The sequence below is a fragment of the Sphingomonas sp. GC_Shp_3 genome, assembly GCF_026540945.1.
Lineage (GTDB): Bacteria > Pseudomonadota > Alphaproteobacteria > Sphingomonadales > Sphingomonadaceae > Sphingomonas.
On record NZ_JALNUT010000007.1, the window covers coordinates 94,202 to 116,370 of the forward strand.

At 67.3% G+C, this 22,169-nt stretch carries 26 protein-coding genes; 8 read left to right on the forward strand and 18 right to left on the reverse strand.

All coding sequences use genetic code 11. The features are described 5' to 3' along the window. Window positions 1-12 precede the first annotated feature (12 nt). The 5 genes from tilS to ruvB form a co-directional block, all read right to left on the reverse strand. Window positions 13-1,074, reverse strand: a complete 1,062-nt coding sequence (gene tilS, locus OXR00_RS14050; protein ID WP_267388898.1) for a tRNA lysidine(34) synthetase TilS — start codon at window positions 1,072-1,074, stop codon at window positions 13-15. Window position 1,075: 1 nt separating this feature from the next. Further along, window positions 1,076-2,059: a hypothetical protein gene (locus OXR00_RS14055; protein ID WP_267388900.1), complete on the reverse strand. Its 984-nt coding sequence runs from the start codon at window positions 2,057-2,059 to the stop codon at window positions 1,076-1,078. Window positions 2,060-2,121: 62 nt separating this feature from the next. Then, entirely contained in the window at window positions 2,122-3,066 is a 945-nt protein-coding gene (locus tag OXR00_RS14060; RefSeq protein WP_267388901.1) for a helix-turn-helix domain-containing protein, read from the reverse strand. A 115-nt stretch (window positions 3,067-3,181) separates the two neighbouring features. Continuing rightward, window positions 3,182-5,449, reverse strand: coding sequence for a phosphoenolpyruvate--protein phosphotransferase (gene ptsP / locus OXR00_RS14065; protein WP_267388903.1), 2,268 nt, complete (start codon window positions 5,447-5,449; stop codon window positions 3,182-3,184). A 73-nt stretch (window positions 5,450-5,522) separates the two neighbouring features. Continuing rightward, a complete protein-coding gene (gene ruvB / locus OXR00_RS14070; protein WP_267388904.1) occupies window positions 5,523-6,545 on the reverse strand; it encodes a Holliday junction branch migration DNA helicase RuvB in 1,023 nt (340 codons plus the stop codon). 462 nt (window positions 6,546-7,007) lie between these two features. Here ruvB and OXR00_RS14075 point away from each other — a divergent pair, with 462 nt between their 5' ends. Then, window positions 7,008-7,340: a UrcA family protein gene (locus OXR00_RS14075; protein ID WP_267388906.1), complete on the forward strand. Its 333-nt coding sequence runs from the start codon at window positions 7,008-7,010 to the stop codon at window positions 7,338-7,340. Window positions 7,341-7,384: 44 nt separating this feature from the next. Here OXR00_RS14075 and ruvA read toward each other — a convergent pair whose 3' ends face one another. From ruvA to OXR00_RS14100, 5 genes are all read right to left on the reverse strand, one after another. Beyond that, window positions 7,385-7,981: a Holliday junction branch migration protein RuvA gene (gene ruvA, locus OXR00_RS14080; RefSeq protein WP_267388908.1), complete on the reverse strand. Its 597-nt coding sequence runs from the start codon at window positions 7,979-7,981 to the stop codon at window positions 7,385-7,387. Between the two features lie 31 nt (window positions 7,982-8,012). Beyond that, on the reverse strand, window positions 8,013-8,519 hold the full coding sequence (gene ruvC, locus OXR00_RS14085) for a crossover junction endodeoxyribonuclease RuvC (protein WP_242148311.1): 507 nt from the start codon (window positions 8,517-8,519) through the stop codon (window positions 8,013-8,015). Continuing rightward, entirely contained in the window at window positions 8,516-9,259 is a 744-nt protein-coding gene (locus OXR00_RS14090) for a YebC/PmpR family DNA-binding transcriptional regulator (protein WP_242148100.1), read from the reverse strand. The genes ruvC and OXR00_RS14090 overlap by 4 nt, the downstream gene beginning before the upstream one ends. Window positions 9,260-9,319: 60 nt before the next feature. Next, window positions 9,320-9,559, reverse strand: a complete 240-nt coding sequence (locus OXR00_RS14095) for a DUF2312 domain-containing protein (RefSeq protein ID WP_242148102.1) — start codon at window positions 9,557-9,559, stop codon at window positions 9,320-9,322. Between the two features lie 90 nt (window positions 9,560-9,649). Beyond that, the gene (locus tag OXR00_RS14100; protein ID WP_267388910.1) at window positions 9,650-9,946 is read right to left on the reverse strand and encodes a DUF1244 domain-containing protein; all 297 of its coding nucleotides are present in this window, start codon (window positions 9,944-9,946) and stop codon (window positions 9,650-9,652) included. A 71-nt stretch (window positions 9,947-10,017) separates the two neighbouring features. Here OXR00_RS14100 and pyk point away from each other — a divergent pair, with 71 nt between their 5' ends. Then, complete coding sequence (gene pyk, locus OXR00_RS14105) at window positions 10,018-11,475, forward strand: pyruvate kinase (protein ID WP_267388912.1); 1,458 nt, start codon at window positions 10,018-10,020, stop codon at window positions 11,473-11,475. A 111-nt stretch (window positions 11,476-11,586) separates the two neighbouring features. Here pyk and OXR00_RS14110 read toward each other — a convergent pair whose 3' ends face one another. Then, on the reverse strand, window positions 11,587-12,675 hold the full coding sequence (locus OXR00_RS14110; RefSeq protein ID WP_267388914.1) for an FUSC family protein: 1,089 nt from the start codon (window positions 12,673-12,675) through the stop codon (window positions 11,587-11,589). A 102-nt stretch (window positions 12,676-12,777) separates the two neighbouring features. Continuing rightward, the gene (locus OXR00_RS14115) at window positions 12,778-13,776 is read right to left on the reverse strand and encodes an adenosine kinase (protein ID WP_267388916.1); all 999 of its coding nucleotides are present in this window, start codon (window positions 13,774-13,776) and stop codon (window positions 12,778-12,780) included. 102 nt (window positions 13,777-13,878) lie between these two features. On the opposite strand from OXR00_RS14115, the gene OXR00_RS14120 reads away from it, so the two are divergent. After that, the gene (locus OXR00_RS14120) at window positions 13,879-14,556 is read left to right on the forward strand and encodes an EI24 domain-containing protein (protein WP_267388918.1); all 678 of its coding nucleotides are present in this window, start codon (window positions 13,879-13,881) and stop codon (window positions 14,554-14,556) included. Further along, a complete protein-coding gene (locus OXR00_RS14125; RefSeq protein ID WP_242148115.1) occupies window positions 14,553-14,927 on the forward strand; it encodes a hypothetical protein in 375 nt (124 codons plus the stop codon). Before OXR00_RS14120 ends, OXR00_RS14125 begins: the two co-directional genes overlap by 4 nt. A gap of 36 nt (window positions 14,928-14,963) precedes the next feature. On the opposite strand, the gene OXR00_RS14130 is transcribed toward OXR00_RS14125, so the two are convergent. The 5 genes from OXR00_RS14130 to OXR00_RS14150 all read right to left on the reverse strand — a co-directional run bounded on the left by OXR00_RS14130 (window position 14,964) and on the right by OXR00_RS14150 (window position 18,683). Beyond that, window positions 14,964-15,362, reverse strand: a complete 399-nt coding sequence (locus OXR00_RS14130; RefSeq protein WP_242148117.1) for a hypothetical protein — start codon at window positions 15,360-15,362, stop codon at window positions 14,964-14,966. Between the two features lie 98 nt (window positions 15,363-15,460). Then, window positions 15,461-15,904 (reverse strand): hypothetical protein, encoded by a 444-nt coding sequence (locus OXR00_RS14135; RefSeq protein ID WP_242148119.1) that lies wholly within the window; start codon window positions 15,902-15,904, stop codon window positions 15,461-15,463. Further along, window positions 15,901-16,329, reverse strand: a complete 429-nt coding sequence (locus OXR00_RS14140; RefSeq protein ID WP_267388921.1) for a TIGR01244 family sulfur transferase — start codon at window positions 16,327-16,329, stop codon at window positions 15,901-15,903. Before OXR00_RS14140 ends, OXR00_RS14135 begins: the two co-directional genes overlap by 4 nt. Before the next feature lie 14 nt (window positions 16,330-16,343). Next, window positions 16,344-18,101, reverse strand: coding sequence for a DNA helicase RecQ (recQ, locus tag OXR00_RS14145; protein ID WP_267388922.1), 1,758 nt, complete (start codon window positions 18,099-18,101; stop codon window positions 16,344-16,346). An 18-nt stretch (window positions 18,102-18,119) separates the two neighbouring features. Further along, a complete protein-coding gene (locus OXR00_RS14150) occupies window positions 18,120-18,683 on the reverse strand; it encodes a TetR/AcrR family transcriptional regulator (RefSeq protein WP_267388924.1) in 564 nt (187 codons plus the stop codon). Window positions 18,684-18,739: 56 nt separating this feature from the next. Between OXR00_RS14150 and OXR00_RS14155 the strand changes: the two genes are divergently transcribed. After that, a complete protein-coding gene (locus tag OXR00_RS14155; RefSeq protein ID WP_267388926.1) occupies window positions 18,740-19,207 on the forward strand; it encodes a DUF4188 domain-containing protein in 468 nt (155 codons plus the stop codon). Between the two features lie 45 nt (window positions 19,208-19,252). Continuing rightward, window positions 19,253-19,525 carry a GNAT family N-acetyltransferase gene (locus OXR00_RS14160; protein ID WP_242148129.1) on the forward strand — a complete coding sequence of 91 codons (273 nt, stop codon included), beginning with the start codon at window positions 19,253-19,255 and terminating at the stop codon, window positions 19,523-19,525. A 4-nt stretch (window positions 19,526-19,529) separates the two neighbouring features. Here OXR00_RS14160 and OXR00_RS14165 read toward each other — a convergent pair whose 3' ends face one another. Continuing rightward, window positions 19,530-21,356, reverse strand: coding sequence for an ABC transporter ATP-binding protein/permease (locus tag OXR00_RS14165; protein WP_267388928.1), 1,827 nt, complete (start codon window positions 21,354-21,356; stop codon window positions 19,530-19,532). 126 nt (window positions 21,357-21,482) lie between these two features. Between OXR00_RS14165 and OXR00_RS14170 the strand changes: the two genes are divergently transcribed. Next, window positions 21,483-21,713 (forward strand): hypothetical protein, encoded by a 231-nt coding sequence (locus tag OXR00_RS14170; protein ID WP_242148133.1) that lies wholly within the window; start codon window positions 21,483-21,485, stop codon window positions 21,711-21,713. Window positions 21,714-21,757: 44 nt separating this feature from the next. After that, complete coding sequence (locus tag OXR00_RS14175) at window positions 21,758-22,168, forward strand: hypothetical protein (RefSeq protein ID WP_267388930.1); 411 nt, start codon at window positions 21,758-21,760, stop codon at window positions 22,166-22,168. The last annotated feature ends 1 nt before the right edge of the window (window position 22,169 follow it).

Consider the following 22,169-nt stretch of genomic DNA (forward strand, 5'->3'; position numbering starts at 1 on the left):
CAGGAACACTACTTACGCCGATGAGTGTGATCGGCGAGCCGGCGCCTCGCGAAAGTGCCAAATGTCGCCGGCGGCAGACGCCATGACACCGGCTTGTGTAGCCGATCTGCCCCCCGCACCGAGCGCGTCGAGCAACGACTCGACGTTGGACGCTGCCGTCCACGGACCGCCAAGTCCCTGCGCCGTGCGCACCGATTCGATCGCGATCCTGACAAGCCGGCGTCGGATTTCGCGCGGCAGGCCGGCCATATCGATCCGGACCTCGCCCGGTTCCGCCGGGCGGGCGCGGTCCGACCAGAACCACCCGCTGATGGTGGCAAGGTCTGCCTCCGCCTCGGCGACATAGCCGGCAGCGCGCGCGATATTGAGCGGGTCGATCCAGTCCGCATCCTCGACCCACCGTCGGAAGCGCGCCCGATCGAACCGCTCGGCGGTGTTGCTGGGATCATCAACGAACGGCAGCCCCGCAGCGACCGCGACTCCCCGCAACGCCCCGCGCCGCCAGCCGAGCAGCGGGCGCAACAGCAGGAGGGGGGCGTCTTCGACAGAGGTGCCGACGTCGACCGCCGTGCCGTCGTGCTGGTCCTCACGAGGCACGGCGATCTCGCGCCGCGCCCGCACCGCCGCCAACCCGGCCACACCGGAGCCCCGCGCCGCGCGCATCAGGAAGGTCTCGGCCTGATCGTCGGCGTGGTGCGCGGTGGCGAGGCAACCGGCGCTTTCGGCGACACACCAGCGATACAGCAGGCGGTAGCGTTGCTGTCGCGCCCAGCTATGCAGATTTCCCGTCGTACCGGGCGCCACGGTGACCGGCAGGGTAGCGTGCGATACGCCCAGCGCCGCACAACAGCGCGCGACCATCGCCGCCTCGGCCGCGCTGTCCGCGCGCAGGCCATGATCCACCGTCGCCGCGACCACCTGACCCGGAAATGCCGCCGTTGCCAGCGCGAGCATCGCCATGCTGTCCGGCCCGCCCGATACCGCCAGGGCGATTCGCTGCTCACGCGGCGCGGCGCCGAACAACCGCGCGCAATCGTCCCGAAACCGCGCGATCAGCGCTGGCTCAGGTGTCACATCAAGCGCATTTCGACTGCGTCTTGGCGCGCGCGACATCGGCCTTCATCGTCTCGCTCAGTTTCGTGCCGTACACGTCCTCTAGCTCGCGGTAGACCTTGCACACGTCGGCACTGGGCTTGCCGAGCTTCACCAGAGACTGGCCGAGATAATAGAGGCTGTCGGGCGCGCGTTCGCCATCCGGCCATTTCTTGTAATTGTCGTAGAAAGCGAGGCTAGCGAGCGAAGGCTTGCCGTCTTCCAGATACGAGCGGCCGAGCAGGTTCTGCGCATAGCTGGCGCGTTTGTGCTTGGGGTACGTCGTGGTGACGAGCTTCAGTTGCGCCTCGGCTTCCGGATACAGTTTCGCCTGCCACAGCCGGTAACCGTAAAGATAGGCGTCCTCCGCCTTGTCGCCAGACGGCGGCCGCTGAAGTGCCGCGATGCGCGCTTGACGATCCGTATCGCCACCCGAAGACGTCGCGTCATCGCCATTCGCGCCGGAGCGCGCGGGCTGCTTCACCGCCCCGCTTCCCGAGCGGGATGGCGGTGCCGAGCCGTCGTCGCCCATGGTCGGCGCAGGCGCGCCGCTGCCGCCGTTGGAACCGCCGCCGGTGGACGACGCAGTATCCTCCAAAGCCTTCAACCGCGCGTCGGTGCTGCGCTTATAGGCGTTGAACGCGTCCTCGAGCACCTGCACACGGTGCTGCGTCGTCTCGATCGAGCCGGTGACGTTGCTGAGCTGGTTTTCCAGCGCGTTTACGCGCGTACTGAGGTCCGCGACGGGGCTGTTCGCCGGAGTGCCCGGAATTACATTAGGATCGGTCGGCTTGATGTCCGGTTCGATGTACTGGCCCGCTCCACCGGGGAAAACCTTGCGCTGCACCGCGCGCATCTCACTCTCCAGCCGGCTGACGCGACCTTCCACGCCCGACTGGGCAACCGCCGGTACCGCCCCCATCGCGCTGCTCGCCAGCAGGACCAACGCCACCATGTGCTTCCGCATCGTCACTTCCCCGCAAACCTTTTCAAGCCGGTATAGCTAAGCCGCGCCGCCTGTCTCCAGCGTTAAGGCGCCGGCGTCGCAGCCGGCGCCGGCACGTTCGACGTGGCGGGCGCGGCGATGTTGAGCGTGGCGGCACCAGCGTCCGTACTCTCACGGCGATGCGACGGTGCGCGCGTCGCCTGCCGCGCGGCATGCGGCGCGGCTACCGACGGGGTGGCCGTGGCTGCGGGCGTTCCGCGCGCCAGCAATGCGGCGGCGGTGATCGGCACGTCCTTGATTGCGACATGGCCATCGCCGAGCGCCGGCACCGCACTCCCGTTGATCGTCACCTTCAGCTTGTCGGGGCGCCCGATGTTGATCATCAGGTTCGGCTTGTCCTGCGGCACCGAATAGGTATCGCCGGACTTCATGGTGTGCTCGTACACCGTGCCACTGGCATCATAGATCCGTAGCCACACGTCGTCGGTGGCGGTCAATACGACCTGTCCGCCAGCAGCCGGCGCCGGTGCGACGGGCGCAGTGGGCACCGCGTCCTGCGCTGCCGTGACCGCCGGTGCGGCGGCTGAACTGCCCCCCTCGCCGCGAAACCAGGTCGTGCCGAACCACAAACCGGCCGCGACCAGCAACAGCAGCGCGACCGCCACGCCAATCACCGCGACTAGGCCGCTTGGGTCACGCCGTGGTTCATCGGGTTCGTACGCGACGTATTCGGTCCGCCGGACTGCCGGTTGTAGGCTGTTCTGGCTGCGAACGTCGCGTGCGATCGCGACCTCGTCTATCCCCACCGCACGCGCATATGCTTTCGCAAAGCCAATCGAATAGGTGATCGACGGGAGCGCCGCGTAATTGCTCTCCTCGATCGCTTCGAGCTGGCGCAACGGGACGCGCGTGCGCGCCGCGATCTCGTCAAGCGAGAGGCCTTGCGCCTCGCGTGCCTCTCGCAGGCGCGCTCCGGGCGTCGTCGGGATCGGCTTGGCCGGTTCGACCGTAGGATCGGTGTCGGTCATTCACATCCTCCGGCGCAGGCGGTTGCGGCTGATGGTCAACCTGCGCGTAACGATCTGCCTGTTGCACCAGCACACGCGCCAGCGCAACGCCCCCGCCTGTCGCCAGATCACGCAATTACGCCAGTTCGACGCCGCTCACACTCGCCCAATCGAGCAAGGCCGCGCGCATGTCACGTGGCGGCGCCGCCAGCAGCTCGGCCATTTTCTCCGTCAGCGCGCCGTGATCGAGCGACCGCACCATCGCCTTGACCGGGCCGACCGCCGCCGGCGTGATCGACAGCCGGTCGATCCCCAGGCCGATCAGCGCCATCGCCTCCAGCGTGCGGCCGCCCATTTCGCCGCACACGCCAAGTTGCACGCCTGCCGCCCGGCACGGTGCGACCAGCCGGCTGAGGAAGCGCAGGATCGCCGCGCTCAGCCAGTCGTAGCGTTCGGCAAGCTTCGGGTTGGCGCGATCGGCGGCGAACAGGAATTGCGTCAGGTCGTTGGTGCCGACCGAAAGGAAGTCCACATTGGGAAGCAACAGATCGAGCTGCTCGGCCAGCGCCGGCACCTCCAGCATCGCGCCATAGCGGATCGTGGTCGGCAGCATCTTGCCGCGTCCCGCCAGCCATGCGCGCTGCTGCTCGAACAACGCACGCGCCTCGTCGAACTCCCACGGTTCGGACACCATCGGGAACATCACGTTGAGCGTGCGCCCGGCGGTCGCCTCGAGCAGCGCGCGCGCTTGCGCCTTCATCAGCCCGGGCCGTTCCAGCGCGAGCCGAAGCGCGCGCCAGCCCATCGCCGGATTCTCCTCGTCCTCGTCCTCGGCGAGATACGGCAGCGCCTTGTCGCCGCCGATATCGACCGTACGAAAGATCACCGGGCGCTCGCCCGCCGCGTCCAGCACGTCGCGGTACAGCCGTTGCTGCCGCTCCCGCGCGGGCAGCGTCGAGGAGATCAGGAACTGGAATTCCGTGCGGAACAAGCCGATGCCGTCTGCCCCGGTGACGTCCAGCGCCGCCACGTCGTCACGTAGCCCTGCGTTCACCATCACCGTCACACGGTGTCCGTCTTTCGTCACCGGCAACTCGTTCTTCAACGAGGCGAACGCGGCGCGGCGCTTCTGACGCGCCTGCAGTTTGGCCTCGAACGCCTCTTCCATCGAACTCGACGGCCGCGCGAACACATGCCCTGCCGTCACGTCGAGCAGCAGCGCATCGCCTTCGCTGATGAGCCGCCGCACGCTTTTCACCCGGCCCAATACCGGCACGCCCATCGCCCGTGCGACGATGGTGACGTGCGCGGTCAGCGAGCCTTCCTCCAGCACCACACCCTTCAGGCGCCGCCGGTCGTATTCGAGCAGCTCGGCCGGGCCGAGATTGCGCGCGATCAAAATCGTGTCTTGCCGCAACCCCATCTGCGCGGCGGTGCCAAGCTGGCCCGAAACGATCCGCAGCAGCCGGTTCGACAGATCCTCGAGATCGTGCATGCGGTCGGCCAGCAGCGGATCGTCGATCTGGCGCATCCGCATCCGCGTGCGTTGCTGCACACGCTCGATCGCAGCCTCGGCGGTGAGGCCGCTGTCGATCGCCTCGTTGATGCGTCGTGCCCAGCCCTCGTCATAGGCGAACATCTTATAGGTGGCGAGCACCTCCTCATGCTCGCCGCCGACACCGAACTCGGCCTCGCGCGCGATGCGGTCGATCTGCTCGCGCATCTTGTCGAACGCGGCGTAGACGCGGTGGCGTTCAGCCTCGACATCCTCGGCGACGGTGTGTTCGACGGTGATGCGCGGCTGGTGATAAACCGCAAAGCCAATCGCCATGCCGTCGACCAGTTTAAGTCCGTCGATGCGGATCGGCGCGGTCGATTGCACCTTCGCCGCTGCGGTACCTGCGCCATCGACCAGATCGGCGTTGGCGATCAGCTCGGACAACACCATCGCCACCGTCTGCAACGCCTCGATCTCGACATCGTCATAGCGGTGCGGATCGGCATGTTGGACGCACAGCACGCCGACCGCGCGCTCGCGCCGGATGATCGGCACGCCGGCAAAGCTGTGATATTTGTCCTCGCCAGTCTCCGGCCGGTATGCGAAATCGGGATGCGACGCTGCCTCGTCGAGGTTGAGCGTCTCGACATTGTTGGCGATCGTGCCGACCAGCCCCTCGCCCGGCGCCAGCTTGGTGACATGCACCGCCTCCTGCGCGAGACCGCGTGTCGCGAACAGTTCAAGCACCCCGTCGCGCAGCAGATAGATCGAACACACCTCGCTCGCCATTGCCTCACCGACGATCTGGACGACCGAATTGAGTTTGGCCTGTGCGGGGTTGCGCGACGCCATCACATCGTGAAGGCGAACCAGGATTTCGCGGGCGGAGGCGACGGCCGTGAGCATGGGCGACTCGCTATCAGAAGGGCGGGGTGCGATCCATCTTGCGGCGCACCATTTCGGTAAAAGAACGCTTGTCTCAGTCGAACAGCCCGTCCTGGCTGCCGGCGGGCGGATTGAGGCCAAGATGTTTCCAGCCGCCCGCGTTGAGGCATCGTCCGCGCGCGGTGCGGGCGACGAGACCAAGCTGGATCAGATAGGGCTCGATCACTTCCTCGATCGTGTCGCGCGGCTCGCTTAGGCCCGCCGCAAGCGTCTCGACGCCGACCGGGCCGCCGCGATAGATGTCGGCGATCATCATCAGGTAACGCCGGTCCATCGCGTCGAGCCCAAGCGAGTCGACCTCCAGCCGGTTGAGCGCACCGTCCGCCGAACGTGCGTCGACCGTGTCGTGCCCAGCGGCATGCGCGAAGTCGCGTACCCGGCGCAGCAGCCGCCCGGCGATGCGCGGCGTCCCGCGCGAGCGCCGCGCGACCTCGCGCGCGCCATCGGGCGACACCGGCAGGCCGAGCAGCGCCGCCGCCCGCGTCACGACCCGCTCCAGTTCGTCCACCGTATAGAAGGTCAGCCGGACCGGAATGCCGAAGCGATCGCGCAGCGGCTGGGTCAGCAAGCCCTGGCGCGTGGTCGCGCCGACCAGCGTGAAGCGCGGCAGGTCGATTCGCACCGATCGCGCGGACGGCCCCTCGCCGATCATCAGGTCGAGCGCGCGGTCCTCCATCGCCGGGTACAGCACCTCCTCGACGGCGGGCTGAAGGCGGTGGATTTCGTCGATGAACAGGACATCGCCGTCTTCGAGGTTGGTGAGCAACGCGGCGAGGTCGCCCGACTTGGCGATCACCGGACCGGAGGTGGCGCGGAAGCCCACCCCCATCTCGCGCGCGATGATCTGCGCGAGAGTGGTCTTGCCGAGACCCGGCGGACCAAAGAAAAGCACATGGTCGAGCGCATCGCCGCGCGCCCGCGCCGCCGCGATGAACACGCGCAGATTCTCACGCGCCGCCCTCTGCCCGACGAAGTCGTCGAGCGACTTCGGGCGGAGCGCAGCGTCGACATCCTCGGGGCGTCGGGTGGGCGCAAGCAGGCGGTCGGGATCGTCCATCCGCCGTTCCCTACCTGTTCACCCCTATCGCTGTCGAGCCGGCAACGTAGCGTCGGCGCAATCAGGCGTCGGCCGACATCGAGCCGATCGCGGCCATGTGATCCTGCGCGCGAGCGTGCGGATCAGCGCGGTGCCACGGCGAATGCACGACGCGCGCAGATCGACTCGATCGTCCGGACGCGGCGGTGATCGCGCCGAGCGATATTCACCTGCGGTTGCTGCAACGCGGTGACGGCGAACGACGCGTTAACACGGGTTTACGCGGCTTTGGCGCGAAACCTCACGCACTTGCCCCCAAATGGGCCGAAGGCGTACAGCGGCCGCTCCAGTTCCATGGAACAGTTGCGGACCCCCGCGCCGCGGGCTGGCGGCTGACATGGGGGCGAGGGCGCGCTTAAAACGGCGCGATCCGGACCGTCCTTCGGCACTGGCATAGCAGGCGGCGCGCAGGAGACCAGAACAATGGCAGGCAAGTTCGGGGCGACGATCGCCCGTTCAGCCCTTTTCACCGGCGCGATCATCGGCGCAGCGGCGCTCACCACGCCCGCATTCGCCGACCCTATCGACGTGTTGACCACCGTGCGCGTCGGCAACCTCGCCCAGCCGACCACTCCGCAGGAACAGGCGGTGGTGCGGTTCAAGATCGCCAACGCGGCCGAGGCCGCCTGCGGCTCCGACCAGCGCAGCCTGTCCGAATATCGCCAGGCGGTGCGGCGGTCGCAATGCTTCCGCGATAGCTATGCGACCGCGATGGAGCAGCTCAGCAGCCGTTGGGGCAGCGGCGCCGGGCAATAACTGATCCGCTTTGCCCGCTGCCTATCCCGGCGGCGGGCGACCGGTTATTTCGCCGCCTTGCGTAATGCGAGACGCACCAGCGCGTCGAGCGTCGCGCCTGCACCCAACTCTTCCTCCGCCGCCCCGACGGCGCTTGCCGCTTCGGCCGGGCGGAAGCCGAGGTTGAGCAGTGCCGACACCGCGTCCGCGCCGGTACCCTTAGGCGCCGCCATCGTCGCCACGCCTGCCGCCAGCGGGATGCCGCCGAAGCGATCCTTCAACTCCCGCACGATCCGCTCGGCCAGCTTCGGGCCGACGCCGTTGGCGCGCGCCACGGCGGCCTTGTCCTGCGACGCGATCGCGCGGGCCAGTTCGCCGGGATCGAGCGTCGACAGGATCGCCAGCGCGACGCGCGCGCCGACACCCTGCACACCGGTCAGCAGTCTGAAGGCGTCCCGCTCGGCACCGGTCGCGAAGCCGACGAGCCGGATGAAGTCTTCCCCCACCAGCATCTCGGTATGAAGCATGACGGCCTCGCCGACCGGACCGATCGCCGACAGAGTGCGAGCCGATGCACCGACCAGATAGCCGACTCCGCCGACGTCGATGACGGCGGAATCGATACCGGTGTCCACCAGCCTGCCTTTGAGATGCGCGATCATCGCGCGGCGTTAGGCGATTTGCCGCCGCGCGTCACGCCTGCGCGCGGATCCGGCGCGCGAGCCCGGCCGCGCTCGCCATGTGGTGCGCGTGCGTGATCGCCACGGCGAGCGCATCGGCCGCATCGGCGCCGGCAAGTTTCGCACCGGGCAGCAGGTGCGCCATCATCGCCTGGATCTGGCGCTTCTCCGCGCCGCCGGTGCCGACCACCGCCTTTTTTACGACGCTGGGATGATATTCGCCGATCACCAGCCCGGTCCCCGCCGCGGCGAGCAACACCACGCCGCGCGCTTGCCCGAGCTTCAGCGTCGACTGCGCGTTGGTATTGCCGAGCACCTCTTCCACCGCCGCGCTGTCGGGCCGCTCCGCCCGGATCACGTCCAATAGCGCGGCGTGAAGGTTGGTCAGCCGGCGCGGCAGCGGCATCGACGGATCGGTACGAACCTGCCCGTTGGCGATGTGGCTCAAGCGGTTGCCTTCAGCCCGGATCACGCCCCAGCCCGTCGTGCCCAGACCGGGATCGAGGCCGAGGATAATCAGGCGAGCTTTTCCATCACGGCGTCGGACACTTCGTAATTGCCCCACACGGTCTGCACGTCGTCATCGTCGTCGAGCGTGTCGATCAGCTTGAACAGCAACGCGGCGTCCTCTTCGCCGACCTCGACCATGGTCTGCGGCTTCCACGCGAGCTTGGCGCCTTCCGGCTCGCCCAGCACGGGGGTGATCGCCTTGACGACCTCGTGCAGGTCGCCCTGCGCGGTCCAGATCTCGTGGCCGTCCTCGCTCGACGAAACGTCCTCGGCGCCGGCCTCGAGCGCCGCCTCGAACACCTTTTCCGCATCACCCACTTCCGCCGGATAGGTGATGAGGCCGACCCGGTCGAACGCATGGCTGACCGACCCAGATGCGCCGAGGTTGCCGCCGTTGCGCGACACCGCGACGCGGACGTTGGTGGCGGTACGGTTGCGATTGTCCGACAGCGCCTCGATGATCAGCGACACGCCACCCGGGCCGAACCCTTCGTAGCGGATTTCCTCGTAGGTCTCGGCATCGCTGCGCGACGCCTTGTCGATCGCGCGCTGGATGTTGTCCTTGGGCACCGACTGCGCCTTGGCGGCGTTGACGGCGGCGCGCAGGCGCGGGTTCATGTCCGGATCGGGCAGGCCCATCTTCGCCGCGACGGTAATTTCGCGGCTGAGCTTCGAGAACATGCCCGAACGCTTCTTATCCTGCGCACCCTTGCGGTGCATGATGTTCTTGAACTTGGAATGGCCTGCCATGGGTCGCGTCCGCTGCTTGTTCGGTTCGTGTTCGGGCCGGGGATAGGGAAAGCGCCCGGCTTACGCCAGCCCGAGCGCCTGCTTGTACGTCTCCAGCAGCATCTCCGCCTCGTCGCGGTGGTGCTTCTCCATCTTGCGCAGGCGGACGATGGTGCGAATCGTCTTAACGTCGAAGCCGGTCGACTTGGCCTCGCCGTAGACGTCCTTTATGTCGTCGGCGATGCCCTTCTTTTCTTCCTCGAGACGCTCGATACGCTCGATGAGAAGGCGAAGCTGGTCGGCGGCGATGGACTCGCTCATGGTGTTTCCCCGGGGGTATGAATGGCTGAAAGCGAGCGCCTTTAGGCGACCAGCCCCGCGCCGTCACCCCCCGAGATCATGGTCGTGCGATCAGCCGTTCTTCGCAACGCTTTCGTTCATGCGCGCGATCTGTTCGGGCGTGGCCGGGGCCTGATGCTCGGCCTTCCACTGGCTGTAAGGCATGCCGTACACGACCGCGCGGCCGGCATCCTTGTCGAGCGTGCCGTTGCTTGCCTCCGCCACCCAATCGCCGAGGCAGTTGCGGCAAAAGCCGGCCAGCCCCATCAGATCGACGTTCTGCGCATCCTTGCGGTACTGCAAATGATGCACCAAGCGGCGGAACGCGGCGGCGGCAATCTGGTCGTCAAGTTGGTCGATCGTGTTCATCCGTGTCTTTCCGAGGTTGATCGAGGATAGATAGGGTTTAGAGCGGCCCGCGCAAACCGACGGGATATGCCATGACCAAGACCATCCTTCCGCGCTCGCGCAAGGTCCGCATCCTTGCCACGCTCGGCCCGGCGAGCAGCACGCCGGAGAAGATCGCCGCACTGTACGAAGCGGGCGCCGACGCGTTCCGCATCAACATGAGCCACGGTGACCAGCAATCCAAGGTCGCGGTGATCGCCGCGATTCGCGCGATGGAGAAGACCTATCGTCGGCCCACCACGATCCTCGCCGATCTGCAGGGGCCGAAGCTGCGTGTCGGCAAGTTCGCCGACGGCAAGGTCGAGCTGGTGACGGGATCGACCTTCATCCTCGATCGATCGTCCGAGCCGGGCGACGCCACCCGCGCCGAACTGCCGCACCGCGAGATCTTCGCGGCGATCGAGGTCGGCGCGCGGCTGCTGCTGGACGACGGCAAGCTCGTGCTGAAGGTCACCGAACATGATGCCGACCGCATCGTCACGCAAGTGATCGTCGGCGGGATGCTGTCGAACAACAAGGGCCTCAACGTCCCCGACGTGGTGATCCCGATGGCGGCGCTGACCGAGAAAGACCGCAGCGATCTCGCCTTTGCGTGCGATCAGGGTGTCGACTGGATCGCGCTGTCGTTCGTGCAACGCCCCGAGGATCTCGCCGAAGCGCGCAAGCTGATCGAGGGGCGTGCCGCGCTGCTCGCCAAGATCGAGAAGCCGAGCGCGATCGAGCGGCTCGAGGAGATCGTCGAGATGTGCGACGGCGTGATGGTCGCGCGCGGCGATCTCGGCGTCGAACTGCCGCCGGAAACGGTGCCGCCACTCCAGAAGCGCATCATCGAGGTGTCGCGCCGGCTTGGCCGCCCGGTTGTGGTGGCGACGCAGATGCTCGAATCGATGATCACCTCGCCCTCGCCGACTCGCGCCGAAGTGTCCGACGTGGCGACCGCGATCTATGACGGCGCGGATGCGATCATGCTGTCGGCGGAAAGCGCCTCGGGCATGTGGCCGATCGAATCGGTCGCGATGATGGACGCGATCGGCACTTCGGTGGAGCGCGATCCAACCCATGGCGACCGCATCCACTTCACGGTGACGCGGCCCGACCCGACCACCGCCGATGCGCTGGCCGAGGCGGCGAAGAACATCGCCCAGACGACCGGCGCTTCTGCGATCATCTGCTTCACCTCGTCCGGATCGACCGCGCGCCGGGTCGCGCGCGAGCGGCCGGGCGTGCCGCTGATGGTGTTGACCCCGAAGCCCGAGACGGCACGCCGCTCCGGCCTGTTGTGGGGTGCCTACGCGGTCCACACCAAGGATGTCGGCTCGTTCGAGGAGATGGTGTCCAAGTCAAAGCGGATGGCGCTGCGGCACGGCCTCGCGGTCGCCGGCGACCGGGTCATCATCATGGCGGGCGTGCCGTTCGGGACGCCGGGCTCGACCAACGTGCTGCATGTCGTGCGGATCGTCGGCGACGAGTTGAAGGGTTACGCGAGCTAGCGCAAGCGAGCGGCAAAGCCGCGTTCGCGCCAGCGACGCGCAGCGCCGGCCGGCGCGGCAAAGCCGCGTCCGACGCCACGGGCTTGCCCGTGGCGGGCATCTCGCTCCGGCCTAAACTCCGCCGATCTCGCCGCGTGCCGTCTCGACGCGCTCGCGGCGCGCAGGCGCGAGCAGATGCCACGCGAGCAGCACCGGCTCGATCACCGCCATGCCCACCAGAGTCCCCACCAGCCGCTCCAGCCCGGGCGCGATGGCAGCGCTCACGTAGCTGTCCGGCACCAGCGTCACCAGCACCGCGAGCGTGAATTGCGTACCGGCATAGCGGTAGGCATGATCGCCGTTCTCGACCCGCCGGCCGAGCGCGACACCGATCATCGTTCCGAAAATCAGTATCGGCGCGTTGCCGTGCGCAGCGAACAGGAATGCGGCGGCGAACCCTGCCCCGGCCAGCCCACCGACGAAGCGGTAGAACAGCCGCCAGCTCACCGGCACGAACCCGCTCGCGCCGAGCCCCGCGATCGGCACCAGCATCACCGCCATGATCGTGATCGCGCCGCCGGACAGCGCGGGCACGTCGAGCCATGCCGAGATCGCCACCAGCAGCACCAGCGCCACGCCACCCTGCACGGCGTGGCGCGCCGCAGGACGACTCCATCCGTCGATGCCGGTGGCGGCGTTGCGCACGCCCGGCCACAGCCGACGCAACGTCACCGCCGACATCAGGCTTACGCCCACGCAGGCGAGCGTACCGGCGCTGGTTTCGAGGATGCGAGTCTGCACGAAGGTACCAAGCGGGATCTCGGGATCGTGCAGCTTGTCGAACAGCACCATCGCGAAGGTGAGGCCGACGAACAGCCACGCATAGGCGCGGCGCGCGGTGATCGCTTGGTAGAGCGTCACCGTACCGACCGCGAAGATGCCAAGCGCGGCGAGCGGCCAGTGCGGCGCGATCAGCGGAATCGCGGCGAGCGCCATCACACCACCGACGAGCGTGCCGACGATGCGCAGCAAACCGCGCTGCACCGTTTCGCCGACATGGCCGCGCATCACCATGTAGCCGGAGAACGCCGCCCAGGACACGTTGGTCGCGCCGAGCAGATGCGCAACGAGGATGGCGAGCAGCACCGAGGCGACGCATTCGACAGCATCGATGGTGCGCGCGGTGATGTGCCCGCGAAGGGTGGTGGCGAACGCTTTCACAGCACGCCTCCCCACCTTCTATCTCCCCCGGCGGACGCCGGAGGGAGGAAGCAAGAAGCCGGCGGGCGCGTCATACGACCACATATAGCGCCCGCCCGGCGCTCACCCCAGCTTTTGCGTGGTTAGCGCCTTCAGGTCGGTCTGCGCGCGCGCGCCGTAATGCGAGATGATCTCCGCCGCGCACAGCGCGCCGAGCCGTAGCGAGCGCTCCAGCCCCATGCCCTGCGCCTGTCCGTGCAGGAAGCCGGCTGCGAACAGATCGCCCGCGCCGGTGGTGTCGACCACGCGCGCGATCGGCTCCGCGCCGACGCTGACGCGCTGCCCGGCCGACACTGCAATCGCACCGTCCGCGCCGCGCGTGACGACCAGGGTCGGCACCTGCGCCGAGGCGGCCGATACCGCTGCCTCGAAATCCTGCGTGTCCATCAGCGCGAGCAGTTCGGCCTCGTTGGCGAACATGATGTCGATCAGGCCCTTCGCCATCAGATCGCGGAAATCGCCACCGTGGCGGCCGATGCAGAACGTGTCCGATAGTGTGAAGGCGACCTTGCGGCCCGCTTTGCGCGCGATCTCGATGGCGGCACGCATCGCGGCGCGCGGCTCCTCCGGGTCCCACAGATACCCTTCGAGGTACAGGATCGCACCGGCGGCGATCATCTCGCGGTCGAGCGCGGTTTCGGGCAGGAACTGCGATGCGCCGAGGAAGGTGTTCATCGTGCGCTGGCCATCCGGCGTCACGAAGATCAGGCAACGCGCCGTGGTCGGCTCGCCATCGCGCGCGGCGGTGGTGAAGTCGATCCCGACCGAGCGGATATCGTGCGCAAAGATCTGGCCGAGTTCGTCATTCGCGACCTGACCGATAAAGCCGCACTTGCCGCCGAGCGCGGCAATGCCGGCGACGGTATTCGCCGCCGAACCGCCGCTCGCCTCGATCCCCGGGCCCATCTTGGCGTAGAGCGCGTCGGCCTCCTCGGGTGAGAACACCAGCGCCATCGAGCCCTTGTTCATGCCGGCCTCGGTGATGAAGGCGTCGGTGGACTGGGCCAGCACGTCGACGATGGCATTGCCGATCGCGACGACGTCGTAGGTTGGGGCGCTCAAGGGTTCTCTCCATGCGGAAACTGAAAGTTCGGCGGGTACGGTGCCGCGCGACGTGACGCAACCGCGTTGACGTGGCCGCCGTCACGCCGCAACGGTTGCGCGATGCTACGCGCCTTCTTCCTGTCGATCGGCCAGTTCGGCGATCGCGCCTTCCTGATCGTGTTCGCAAAGTCGCTGGCGATCACCTTTGCGCTGTTCATCCTGCTCGGCGGCGGTGCGTGGTGGTGGGCGCAGGGGCTGGCGGCGACGCAAGGGGCGGACGGGTGGCTGTCGGCACTCGCCGGGTTCGCCGCGCTGGTGGCGGTGTTCGCGGCCGGGTGGCTGCTGTTTCGCGCGATCGCGGTCGGCGTGCTGATGCTGTTCGTCGAGGAGATCGTCGTCGCGGTCGAGCGCAAGCATTACCCGCAGGCGCTGGCGGAGGCGCGACATGTCGGCATGGGACGGGCGGCGCTGATGGGGCTCGCGTCGGCAGCGCGCGCGATCCTCGTCAACGTGGTGGTCCTGCCGCTCTACATCATGCTGCTGGTGACCGGGGTGGGCACAGTCGCGCTGTTCGTCGTCGTCAACGGCTGGCTGCTCGGGCGCGATCTCGCCGAGATGGTGGCGGCGCGGCACCTGCCCGCTGCGGCGATGCGTGGCTGGCGCAAGGCGACCGCGTGGCAGCGCTTCACGCTGGGGGTTGCGGGCACCGGGCTGTTCATGGTTCCGATCCTCAACCTTGCAGCACCCGTGCTGGGCGCGGCAATGGCGACGCATCTGTTCCACGGGAGGAAAGCATGAAACGGACCGCCCCAAAACTTACGACTCTGCTGGGGCTGGCGACGCTGGGCGGCTGCGCCGCCACGGGAGCGCCGACCGCCCGACCGGCAAGCTTCGTACCGGTGCCACGTGGCGGGCCGATGCTGGAGCGGGTGATGGGGCAGACCGGGCCGACGCTGACGCAGATGTTCGGCGCGCCGATCGCCGATGTGCGCGAAGGCACCGCGCAGAAGCTGCAATATGGCAATGCGACGTGCGTGCTGGATGCCTATCTCTACCCCAACGGCAAAGGCCAGCCGGTCGTCAGTTATGTCGACGCGCGGCAGGCCGATGGCAGTCCGATCGATCGGGCAAGTTGCGTCGGCGCGCTTCAGATCGGCAAACGCAAATAACAGGGCCGGTCGTGTGACCGGCCCTGCGCATCTGGATCAGCAACCGTTGCGGTAGTTCTGCGAACGATCGTGGTTCTGGTCGAGGTTCTTGCCGAGCAGGCCACCGCCGACCGCGCCAAGGATCGTGCCAAGCGTACCGCCGCCGAGCACCGAGCCGAGCACCGCCCCGCCCGCGCCGCCGGCGATCAGGCCGGTGGTGCCGCTGGAACGGCGGCAATCCTGATAATAGCGGCGATCGTTGCCACGGTAGCTGCGGCTGTAGTCACCGCGGTAGCCGCGGTTATAATTGCTGTACCCGCGCCCGTCGTCATAGCTGCGCTGATACTGAGCGCGATTATCATAACCATAGCGCTGGGCCTGTGCCGGTGCCGCGACGGCCATCGGCATGATCGCTGCGGCGGCGAGGGCAGCGGCGGCGAACTTTTGCTTCAACATCGTACGTCTCCTTCCAGGTGATGAAGACGGTTTACCGATTCGCGTCCGAACCGGTCCTGAACCGGTCGTGCAACGTTCGTTCAGCTTGAGTGGCGTGCTCAGTTCGCGCGGAACTGTCGGATGTCGACGACATTGCCGGCCTGCGCGATCGCCTCGATACGGCGCACGTCGGCCTCCAGCACGCCGAACAACGTCACGCTGCCGAGCACGCTTTCGCCCGTATCGATCCGGACGCCCTCCACCGACGTGCTGAGCGACAGCGGGGCAACCAGACGACGCGCGTCGACGCGGATACCCTGTCTACGCAGCACCGCGATCGTGCCGTTGCCCGCGACCACCGCCGCACCGCCATCGCCGCTCACCAGCCCGGCGCGGCCGATGAAGCCGGCAAGCCGCTCCTCCGCCTGCTCGCGCGCCTTGTCGATGCTGGTGATCTTGCTGTCGTCGCGCCGCAGCTTGCGCGCGAACAGGCCGATCCCGACCAGCGCGATCACGCCCGCGATCAGCTGATACCAGCGCAGATCGAGCGGCAAGTGCATCATGCCCGACCGGACAGTGCCTCAAGCAGCGGACGCAACCCGTTCAGGTCGTACCCCGCCTCGCGTCCCTTGGCGATCAGCACGTCGGGATCGCGGCCCTGCTTGGCCTGCGCCAGTGCCCACAGGTTGCAGGACCGCGTACCCGAACGACAATAGGCCAGCACCGGCCCGCCCGCGCCTTCGAGTGCCGTCACCATCGCGTCGATCTGCGGGTGCGAAAAGCCTGCCTGCGTGACCGGGATCTCGGTGTAGCTCAGGCCCGCCGCCTCCGCCGCCGCGCGAATCGCGGCACCTTCGGGCTGACCGGCATCCTCGCCATCGGGGCGGTTGTTGACGATGCCGACGAAGCCGGCGGCGGCGATTTCCGCGACTTGCTCCGGCGTGATCTGCGGGGCGACCGAGATCGAGTCGTCAATTTTGCGTAGCATGGCAGTCCTCTCGTTCATCCGCGTAACACCTCCAGAAAGGCGTCGCCATAGGTCTCCAGCTTGCGCGCGCCGATGCCGGTGATGTGGGCGAGCGCGGCGCGGCTGGTCGGTTTCAGCGTCGCCATCTCGCGCAGCACCGAATCGTGGAAGATGACATAGGGCGGCACGCTTGCCGCCGCCGCCAGCTCGCGCCGTCTCGTGCGCAGCGCCTCGAACAGCGGATCGCCCGCCGGGTTCTCGGCCGCGCCGCCACGCCGCCGGCGTTCGCGCTTGGGTGGAACCAGCAACGAGACGGAAGTCTCGCCCTTCAGGATACCGCGCGCGCCAGGGCCGAACTCCAGCCCGCCGAAATCGTTGGCGCGGAGCGCATCGCGCAGCAGCAGCGCGCGGCTCACCGGCTTGATGAGCGCGACCTCCTCCGGGGTGGAAGCGATACCGAAGACGCCGAGTGCTTCGTGCCCGTTCATCAGGCTGCGCTCGGTCGACTGGCCGATCAGAATGCTTTCGATATAACCGACGCCAAAGCTTTGCCCCGTGCGAAACACCGCGGAGAGGAATTTCCTCGCCACCTCCGTCGCATCGATCGCACCCGGCGGGCTGAGGCAATTGTCGCAGTTACCGCAATTGTCCGGCGCGGGATCGCCGAAATGGCGCAGCAGGATCTGGCGGCGGCAGGTCGGCGTTTCGACCAGTGCACCCAGAGCCGTAAGGCGGGCACGCTCGCCGGGCTGGCGGTGCGGCTCGACCTCGGCGATGCGCTGGCGCGCTTTGACGAAGTCCTCCGCCCCCCAGAACAGATGCGCGATCGACGGATCACCGTCGCGCCCGGCGCGGCCGGTCTCCTGGTAATATCCCTCGATCGACTTGGGCAGGCCGGCGTGGGCAACGAAGCGCACGTCGGGCTTGTCGATGCCCATGCCGAACGCAACGGTGGCGACGATCACCATGTCCTCGCTCGCCACGAAATCGGCCTGGTTACGCGCTCGCACATGCGGATCGAGCCCGGCGTGATAGGGCCGCACCTTGCGCCCGGTCGCCGCCAGCCGCTCGGCGAGCTGTTCCACGCCCTTGCGGGTTTGCGCGTAGACGATGCCCGGCCCCGGCTGTTCGGCGACGATGTCGGCGATCTGGCGGGTGATATTGTCCTTCGGGCTGATCCGGTACTGGATGTTGGGCCGGTCGAACCCCGCCACGATCATCCCGTCGTGCGGAATACCGAGCTGTTCGAGGATGTCGGCGCGGGTGTGCGCGTCGGCGGTCGCGGTCAGCGCGAGGCGCGGCACGTGCGGGAACGCATCAAGCATCGTGCGCAGCAGCCGGTAGTCGGGCCGGAAATCATGCCCCCATTCCGACACGCAATGCGCCTCGTCGATCGCGAACAGGGCAAGCGGCGACTGGCCGATCAGGTTGCGGAACGACTCGTTGGAGGCGCGCTCGGGCGCGACGTACAGCAGATCGAGCTCGCCGCGCCGGAAGCGGGCGATCGTCTCCATCTGATCGGTATCGACCGAGGTGAGCGTGGCGGCGCGGATGCCAATCGCGGTGGCCGCACGCAACTGGTCGTGCATCAGCGCGATCAGCGGTGAGACGACGATACACGTCCCCTCCAGCGCGACGGCGGGAAGCTGGTAGCACAACGACTTGCCCGCGCCGGTCGGCATCACTGCCAGCGTATTTTCGGCGGCGAGCACGCGGCTCACCACCTGTTTCTGCACGCCGCGGAAACCGGGGAAGCCGAACGTATCCTGCAATATCGGAAGCGGGTCGATCACGAGGCCCGGTTACGCGGATTACCCCGCCGCTGTCGAGCCTTGCGCGGCCATGCCGTCGACCAACAGGTCGAGCGCCGCGTCGACCGCGCTCGGCGGCAGCGTGCCGACCCGCGTATCCAGCAACAGGGTGGCGAGGCCGTGCACCAGCCCCCATGCCGCGAGCGTGGCAACCTCGGCGCGTCGGGGCGCGATCCCGGCAACGCGGCGGGCAAGCACAGTGTAGGCGGTTTCGCCCTCCGGCATGCCGCCGGTCTTCTCGCCCGAGAACATCAGCCGGAACAACGCCGGATGCGCGCGCGCGAAATCGACATAGGCGCGGCCCTGCGCGATCAACGCCGCGCGCGCATTTTCTGCGGCATCGGCGACGAGCAGCACCTCCCGCAGTTGCGCGAAGCCGCGTTCCGCAACCGCCCGCAGCAGCGCGCCGCGATCGGCGAAATGCCGGTACGGTGCCATCGCCGACACGCCTGCCGCACGGGCGACTTCGCGCAGGCTTGGCGCGGTGTCGCCGCCGTCGAGCAGCCCCAGCGCGGCCGTGACCAGCGCCTCGCGCAGCGCGCCATGATGATACGTCTCTGCCATGTTTACATCGTACACTTTCTATCTTATGTTTACGGCATACACATCGGAGCCACACCATGCAAAAGCCGGTCAAACGCGAATCGATCGATCTGTCCGCCACGCCGGATCTGGTGGTGGTGATGCTGGGGTTCCGCATCCGGCGCTGGCGCGGGGTGCTGTCGATGCTGCGGATCGGGCGTGGTCTCGGTGAGATCCAGCGTGATCGGCCAGACGGGTTGCTTCACCACGAGCAGTTCTTCTTCTCGCTCACCCACGTCGGGATGCGGCAATATTGGCGCGATTACGACAGCCTCGAACGCTTCACCCGTAGCGAGCCGCACGCGACCTGGTGGCGCGACTTCCTGCGCGACAGTGGCGGCGCCGGTTTCTGGCACGAGGCATACCGGATGCGCGGCGGGATGGAGGGCGTGTATGTCGACATGCCCGGCGCGGTCGGCTTCGGCCACTTCGCGGCACCGCGCGATCCGCGGGGGCCGTTCCTGTCGGCACGCGCGCGGATCGAAGCCAAAGCCGCCGCTGCCTGACGCGGCATCTTGTCGGTCGAGGCACGTTTGTGCGACACGCCGGCCATGCCAGACGTTACCGACAATCGCGCCGAATATGAATTCGAACTGGTCGTTGGCGGCCACCGCGCCGTCGCCGCCTATCAGATGGAGGGCGACACGATCGTGTTCACCCACACCGTCGTTCCTCCCGCGATCGAGGGGCGCGGCGTCGGATCGAAGCTCATCAAGGCCGCGCTCGATTCAGCGCGCGACCGCGGGCTGAAGGTGGTGCCGCAATGCCCCTTCGTACGCGCCTATATCGAACGGCACCCGGAGTATCGCAGCCTAGTCGCCTGACGACTCATTCCGCCGCGAGGGATTCCTCCGCGCGCTCCTGCGCCTGTCGGTTCCACATTTCCGCATACAGACCGTCCTGCCGAAGCAGTTCGGCGTGGGTGCCGCGTTCCTTCACCTCGCCCGCTTCCAGCACGACGATCTCGTCGGCGTGGACAACGGTCGACAGGCGGTGCGCGATGACGATGGTGGTGCGGCCCTGCTCGATCGCCTGCAGCGTGCCAAGGATCTCGCCCTCGGTCCGGCTGTCGAGCGCGGACGTCGCTTCGTCGAGGATCAGGATCGGCGGGTTCTTGAGCAGCGTGCGGGCGATCGCGACGCGCTGCTTCTCGCCACCCGACAGTTTCAGTCCGCGTTCGCCGACTCGCGTATCATAGCCCTGCGGCTGGCGTTCGATGAAGCCGGCGATCGCCGCGCCCCGCGCCGCCGCATGGATCTCGGCCTCGTCCGCGCCCTCGCGGCCATAAGCGATATTATAGCCGATCGTGTCGTTGAACAGCACGGTATCCTGCGGCACGATCCCGATCGCGGAGCGTAGGCTTGCCTGCGAAACGCCGGCGATATCCTGCCCATCGATGGTGATGCGGCCGCCGGTCAGATCGTAGAACCGGTACATCAGCCGCGCGAGCGTGGACTTGCCCGCACCCGACGGGCCAACCACCGCCAGCGTCGCGCCCGCCGGGATATCGAGATCTACGCCTTTCAGGATCGGCTGACCGTCATCATACCCGAAACGCACGTCCTCGAAACGGATATGTCCACGCGCGACGGCAAGCGGCCGTGCGCCGGGCGCGTCGGTCACTTCGGATGCGGTATCGACCAGATCGAACATTGCGCCCATGTCGATCACGCCTTGCCGGATCGTGCGGTACACCATGCCGAGGAGATCGAGCGGGCGGAACAACTGGCTAAGCAGGGTGGACACCAGCACAACGTTGCCGGCGGTAAAGCGCCCCTGACTCCAGCCGATCACGACGAGCAGCATGCCGCCCGCCATCATCAGGTTGGTGATCGCCGACTGGCCGATGTTGAGCCACGCCAGCGAGTTTTCCGACGACACCGCCGCATTGGCATAGAGCGTCATTGCCCGATCGTAGCGCCTGGCCTCGCGCTCCTCCGCACCGAAATACTTCACCGTTTCGAAGTTGAGCAGCGAATCGACCGCGTGCGCGACCGCCCCGGTATCGAGATCGTTCATCCGCGTGCGCAGCGCCGATCGCCAATCGGTGACGACCCGCGTGAACCAGATGTAAACGCCGACCATCACCACCGTGCCGACCACCAGCCACACGCCGAACTTCACCCAAAAAATGCCGAGCACCAACGCGAGCTCGAACACCGTCGGCGCGATGTTGAACAACAGGAAGTAGAGCATGGTATCGATGCTCTTGGTGCCACGCTCGACCACCTTGGTGACGGCACCGGTGCGGCGTTCGAGATGAAACCGCAGCGAAAGCTGGTGCAGGTGACGGAACACCGTCGCCGCCAGCCGCCGCGTCGCGTCCTGTCCGACGCGTTCAAACACCGCATTGCGCAGATTGTCGAACACCACCGATCCGAATCGTGCGGCGGCGTAGCCGATCACCATCAGCCCCACGAGCTGCGTCAGGTCCGGCGCGGGCGCGTGCCCGGCCATCCCGTCGATCGCGCCCTGCAACGCAAACGGCGCGCCATAGACCTGTACCAGCTTCGAGACGATCACCAGCAGCATCGCACCGACGATCCGCATCCGCAGCGCCGGCGCATCGGCGGGCCAGAGATACGGGAGGAAGCGCCGCAGCGTCGGCAGCAACGCCCGCTCGGGCGTGTCGGAGCTGAAAGTTTCGGGTGGCATCGAGAGCGGATGTAGGGACAGTCAAGCGGAATCGGAAGCGTTCATGGAACTAGTGCACCGGCTCATCGATTTTACCTGGCATACCGGACCAGCGTGTCCGACCCCGAGGCTAAGACGGAAACGATCATGGAACCGCTCTTTTACGTCATGGCGATCATGGGTTGCGGCGATGGCAGTGCGCAGTGCGCACAGGCACGGCTCGAAACCGCGCAATATCGTTCGATTGAACAGTGTCAGGCAGCGATGCCCGCCGCGCTCGCCCGCAACAGCGATCTCGATTTCCCGGTCGTCTCCGCAAGTTGCCAGGCGAAAGGCGCGCGCCTCGCGCAAAACCGCAGCACCCACGCACGCGGCTGATCGGATACTATAACGCCGCGTCATCGGGACGCGGCGGAGATCACATGCGCACCTTGTTGGGGATCGTATTCGGCGTGCTCGCGGCGCTGCTGATCATCGACGCCGTCGAACAGGTAACGTCTGCGCTCTACCCGCTCCCGATCCTAGATTCTGCCGATGCAGCAACGTTGTCCGATGTCGTCCACGACATGCCCCTCGCTGCCAAGCTGCTTACCGTGTTCGGCTGGCTTGCCGGGGCGTTTGGTGGCGCATGGTTCGGCCTGCGGGTCTGCGATAGGCGCCGGGTCGGATGGGCGGTGGTGATTGCCGTGGTCGCTTCGGCTGTCGTAAGCGTAGCCACGCTGCCGCACCCGGTATGGATGAAAGTGTGTGCGATCGTGCTGCCGATGCTTGGCGGCGCGCTCGCCAAACGGATGCACCGCAAGCCTTACCCGGGTGAGGCTTTGCTGGGGTGAC

Bases quoted from the DNA above. Each gene is read 5' to 3' on its own strand.
- OXR00_RS14055 (WP_267388900.1), bottom strand. From the start codon at position 2,059: ATGCGGAAGCACATGGTGGCGTTGGTCCTGCTGGCGAGCAGCGCGATG.
- OXR00_RS14060 (WP_267388901.1), bottom strand. From the start codon at position 3,066: ATGACCGACACCGATCCTACGGTCGAACCGGCCAAGCCGATCCCGACG.
- ptsP (WP_267388903.1), bottom strand. From the start codon at position 5,449: ATGCTCACGGCCGTCGCCTCCGCCCGCGAAATCCTGGTTCGCCTTCAC.
- ruvB (WP_267388904.1), bottom strand. From the start codon at position 6,545: ATGGACGATCCCGACCGCCTGCTTGCGCCCACCCGACGCCCCGAGGAT.
- OXR00_RS14075 (WP_267388906.1), top strand. From the start codon at position 7,008: ATGGCAGGCAAGTTCGGGGCGACGATCGCCCGTTCAGCCCTTTTCACC.
- ruvA (WP_267388908.1), bottom strand. From the start codon at position 7,981: ATGATCGCGCATCTCAAAGGCAGGCTGGTGGACACCGGTATCGATTCC.
- OXR00_RS14090 (WP_242148100.1), bottom strand. From the start codon at position 9,259: ATGGCAGGCCATTCCAAGTTCAAGAACATCATGCACCGCAAGGGTGCG.
- OXR00_RS14095 (WP_242148102.1), bottom strand. From the start codon at position 9,559: ATGAGCGAGTCCATCGCCGCCGACCAGCTTCGCCTTCTCATCGAGCGT.
- OXR00_RS14100 (WP_267388910.1), bottom strand. From the start codon at position 9,946: ATGAACACGATCGACCAACTTGACGACCAGATTGCCGCCGCCGCGTTC.
- pyk (WP_267388912.1), top strand. From the start codon at position 10,018: ATGACCAAGACCATCCTTCCGCGCTCGCGCAAGGTCCGCATCCTTGCC.
- OXR00_RS14120 (WP_267388918.1), top strand. From the start codon at position 13,879: ATGCTACGCGCCTTCTTCCTGTCGATCGGCCAGTTCGGCGATCGCGCC.
- OXR00_RS14125 (WP_242148115.1), top strand. From the start codon at position 14,553: ATGAAACGGACCGCCCCAAAACTTACGACTCTGCTGGGGCTGGCGACG.
- OXR00_RS14130 (WP_242148117.1), bottom strand. From the start codon at position 15,362: ATGTTGAAGCAAAAGTTCGCCGCCGCTGCCCTCGCCGCCGCAGCGATC.
- OXR00_RS14135 (WP_242148119.1), bottom strand. From the start codon at position 15,904: ATGATGCACTTGCCGCTCGATCTGCGCTGGTATCAGCTGATCGCGGGC.
- OXR00_RS14140 (WP_267388921.1), bottom strand. From the start codon at position 16,329: ATGCTACGCAAAATTGACGACTCGATCTCGGTCGCCCCGCAGATCACG.
- OXR00_RS14150 (WP_267388924.1), bottom strand. From the start codon at position 18,683: ATGGCAGAGACGTATCATCATGGCGCGCTGCGCGAGGCGCTGGTCACG.
- OXR00_RS14155 (WP_267388926.1), top strand. From the start codon at position 18,740: ATGCAAAAGCCGGTCAAACGCGAATCGATCGATCTGTCCGCCACGCCG.
- OXR00_RS14160 (WP_242148129.1), top strand. From the start codon at position 19,253: ATGCCAGACGTTACCGACAATCGCGCCGAATATGAATTCGAACTGGTC.
- OXR00_RS14165 (WP_267388928.1), bottom strand. From the start codon at position 21,356: ATGCCACCCGAAACTTTCAGCTCCGACACGCCCGAGCGGGCGTTGCTG.
- OXR00_RS14170 (WP_242148133.1), top strand. From the start codon at position 21,483: ATGGAACCGCTCTTTTACGTCATGGCGATCATGGGTTGCGGCGATGGC.
- OXR00_RS14175 (WP_267388930.1), top strand. From the start codon at position 21,758: ATGCGCACCTTGTTGGGGATCGTATTCGGCGTGCTCGCGGCGCTGCTG.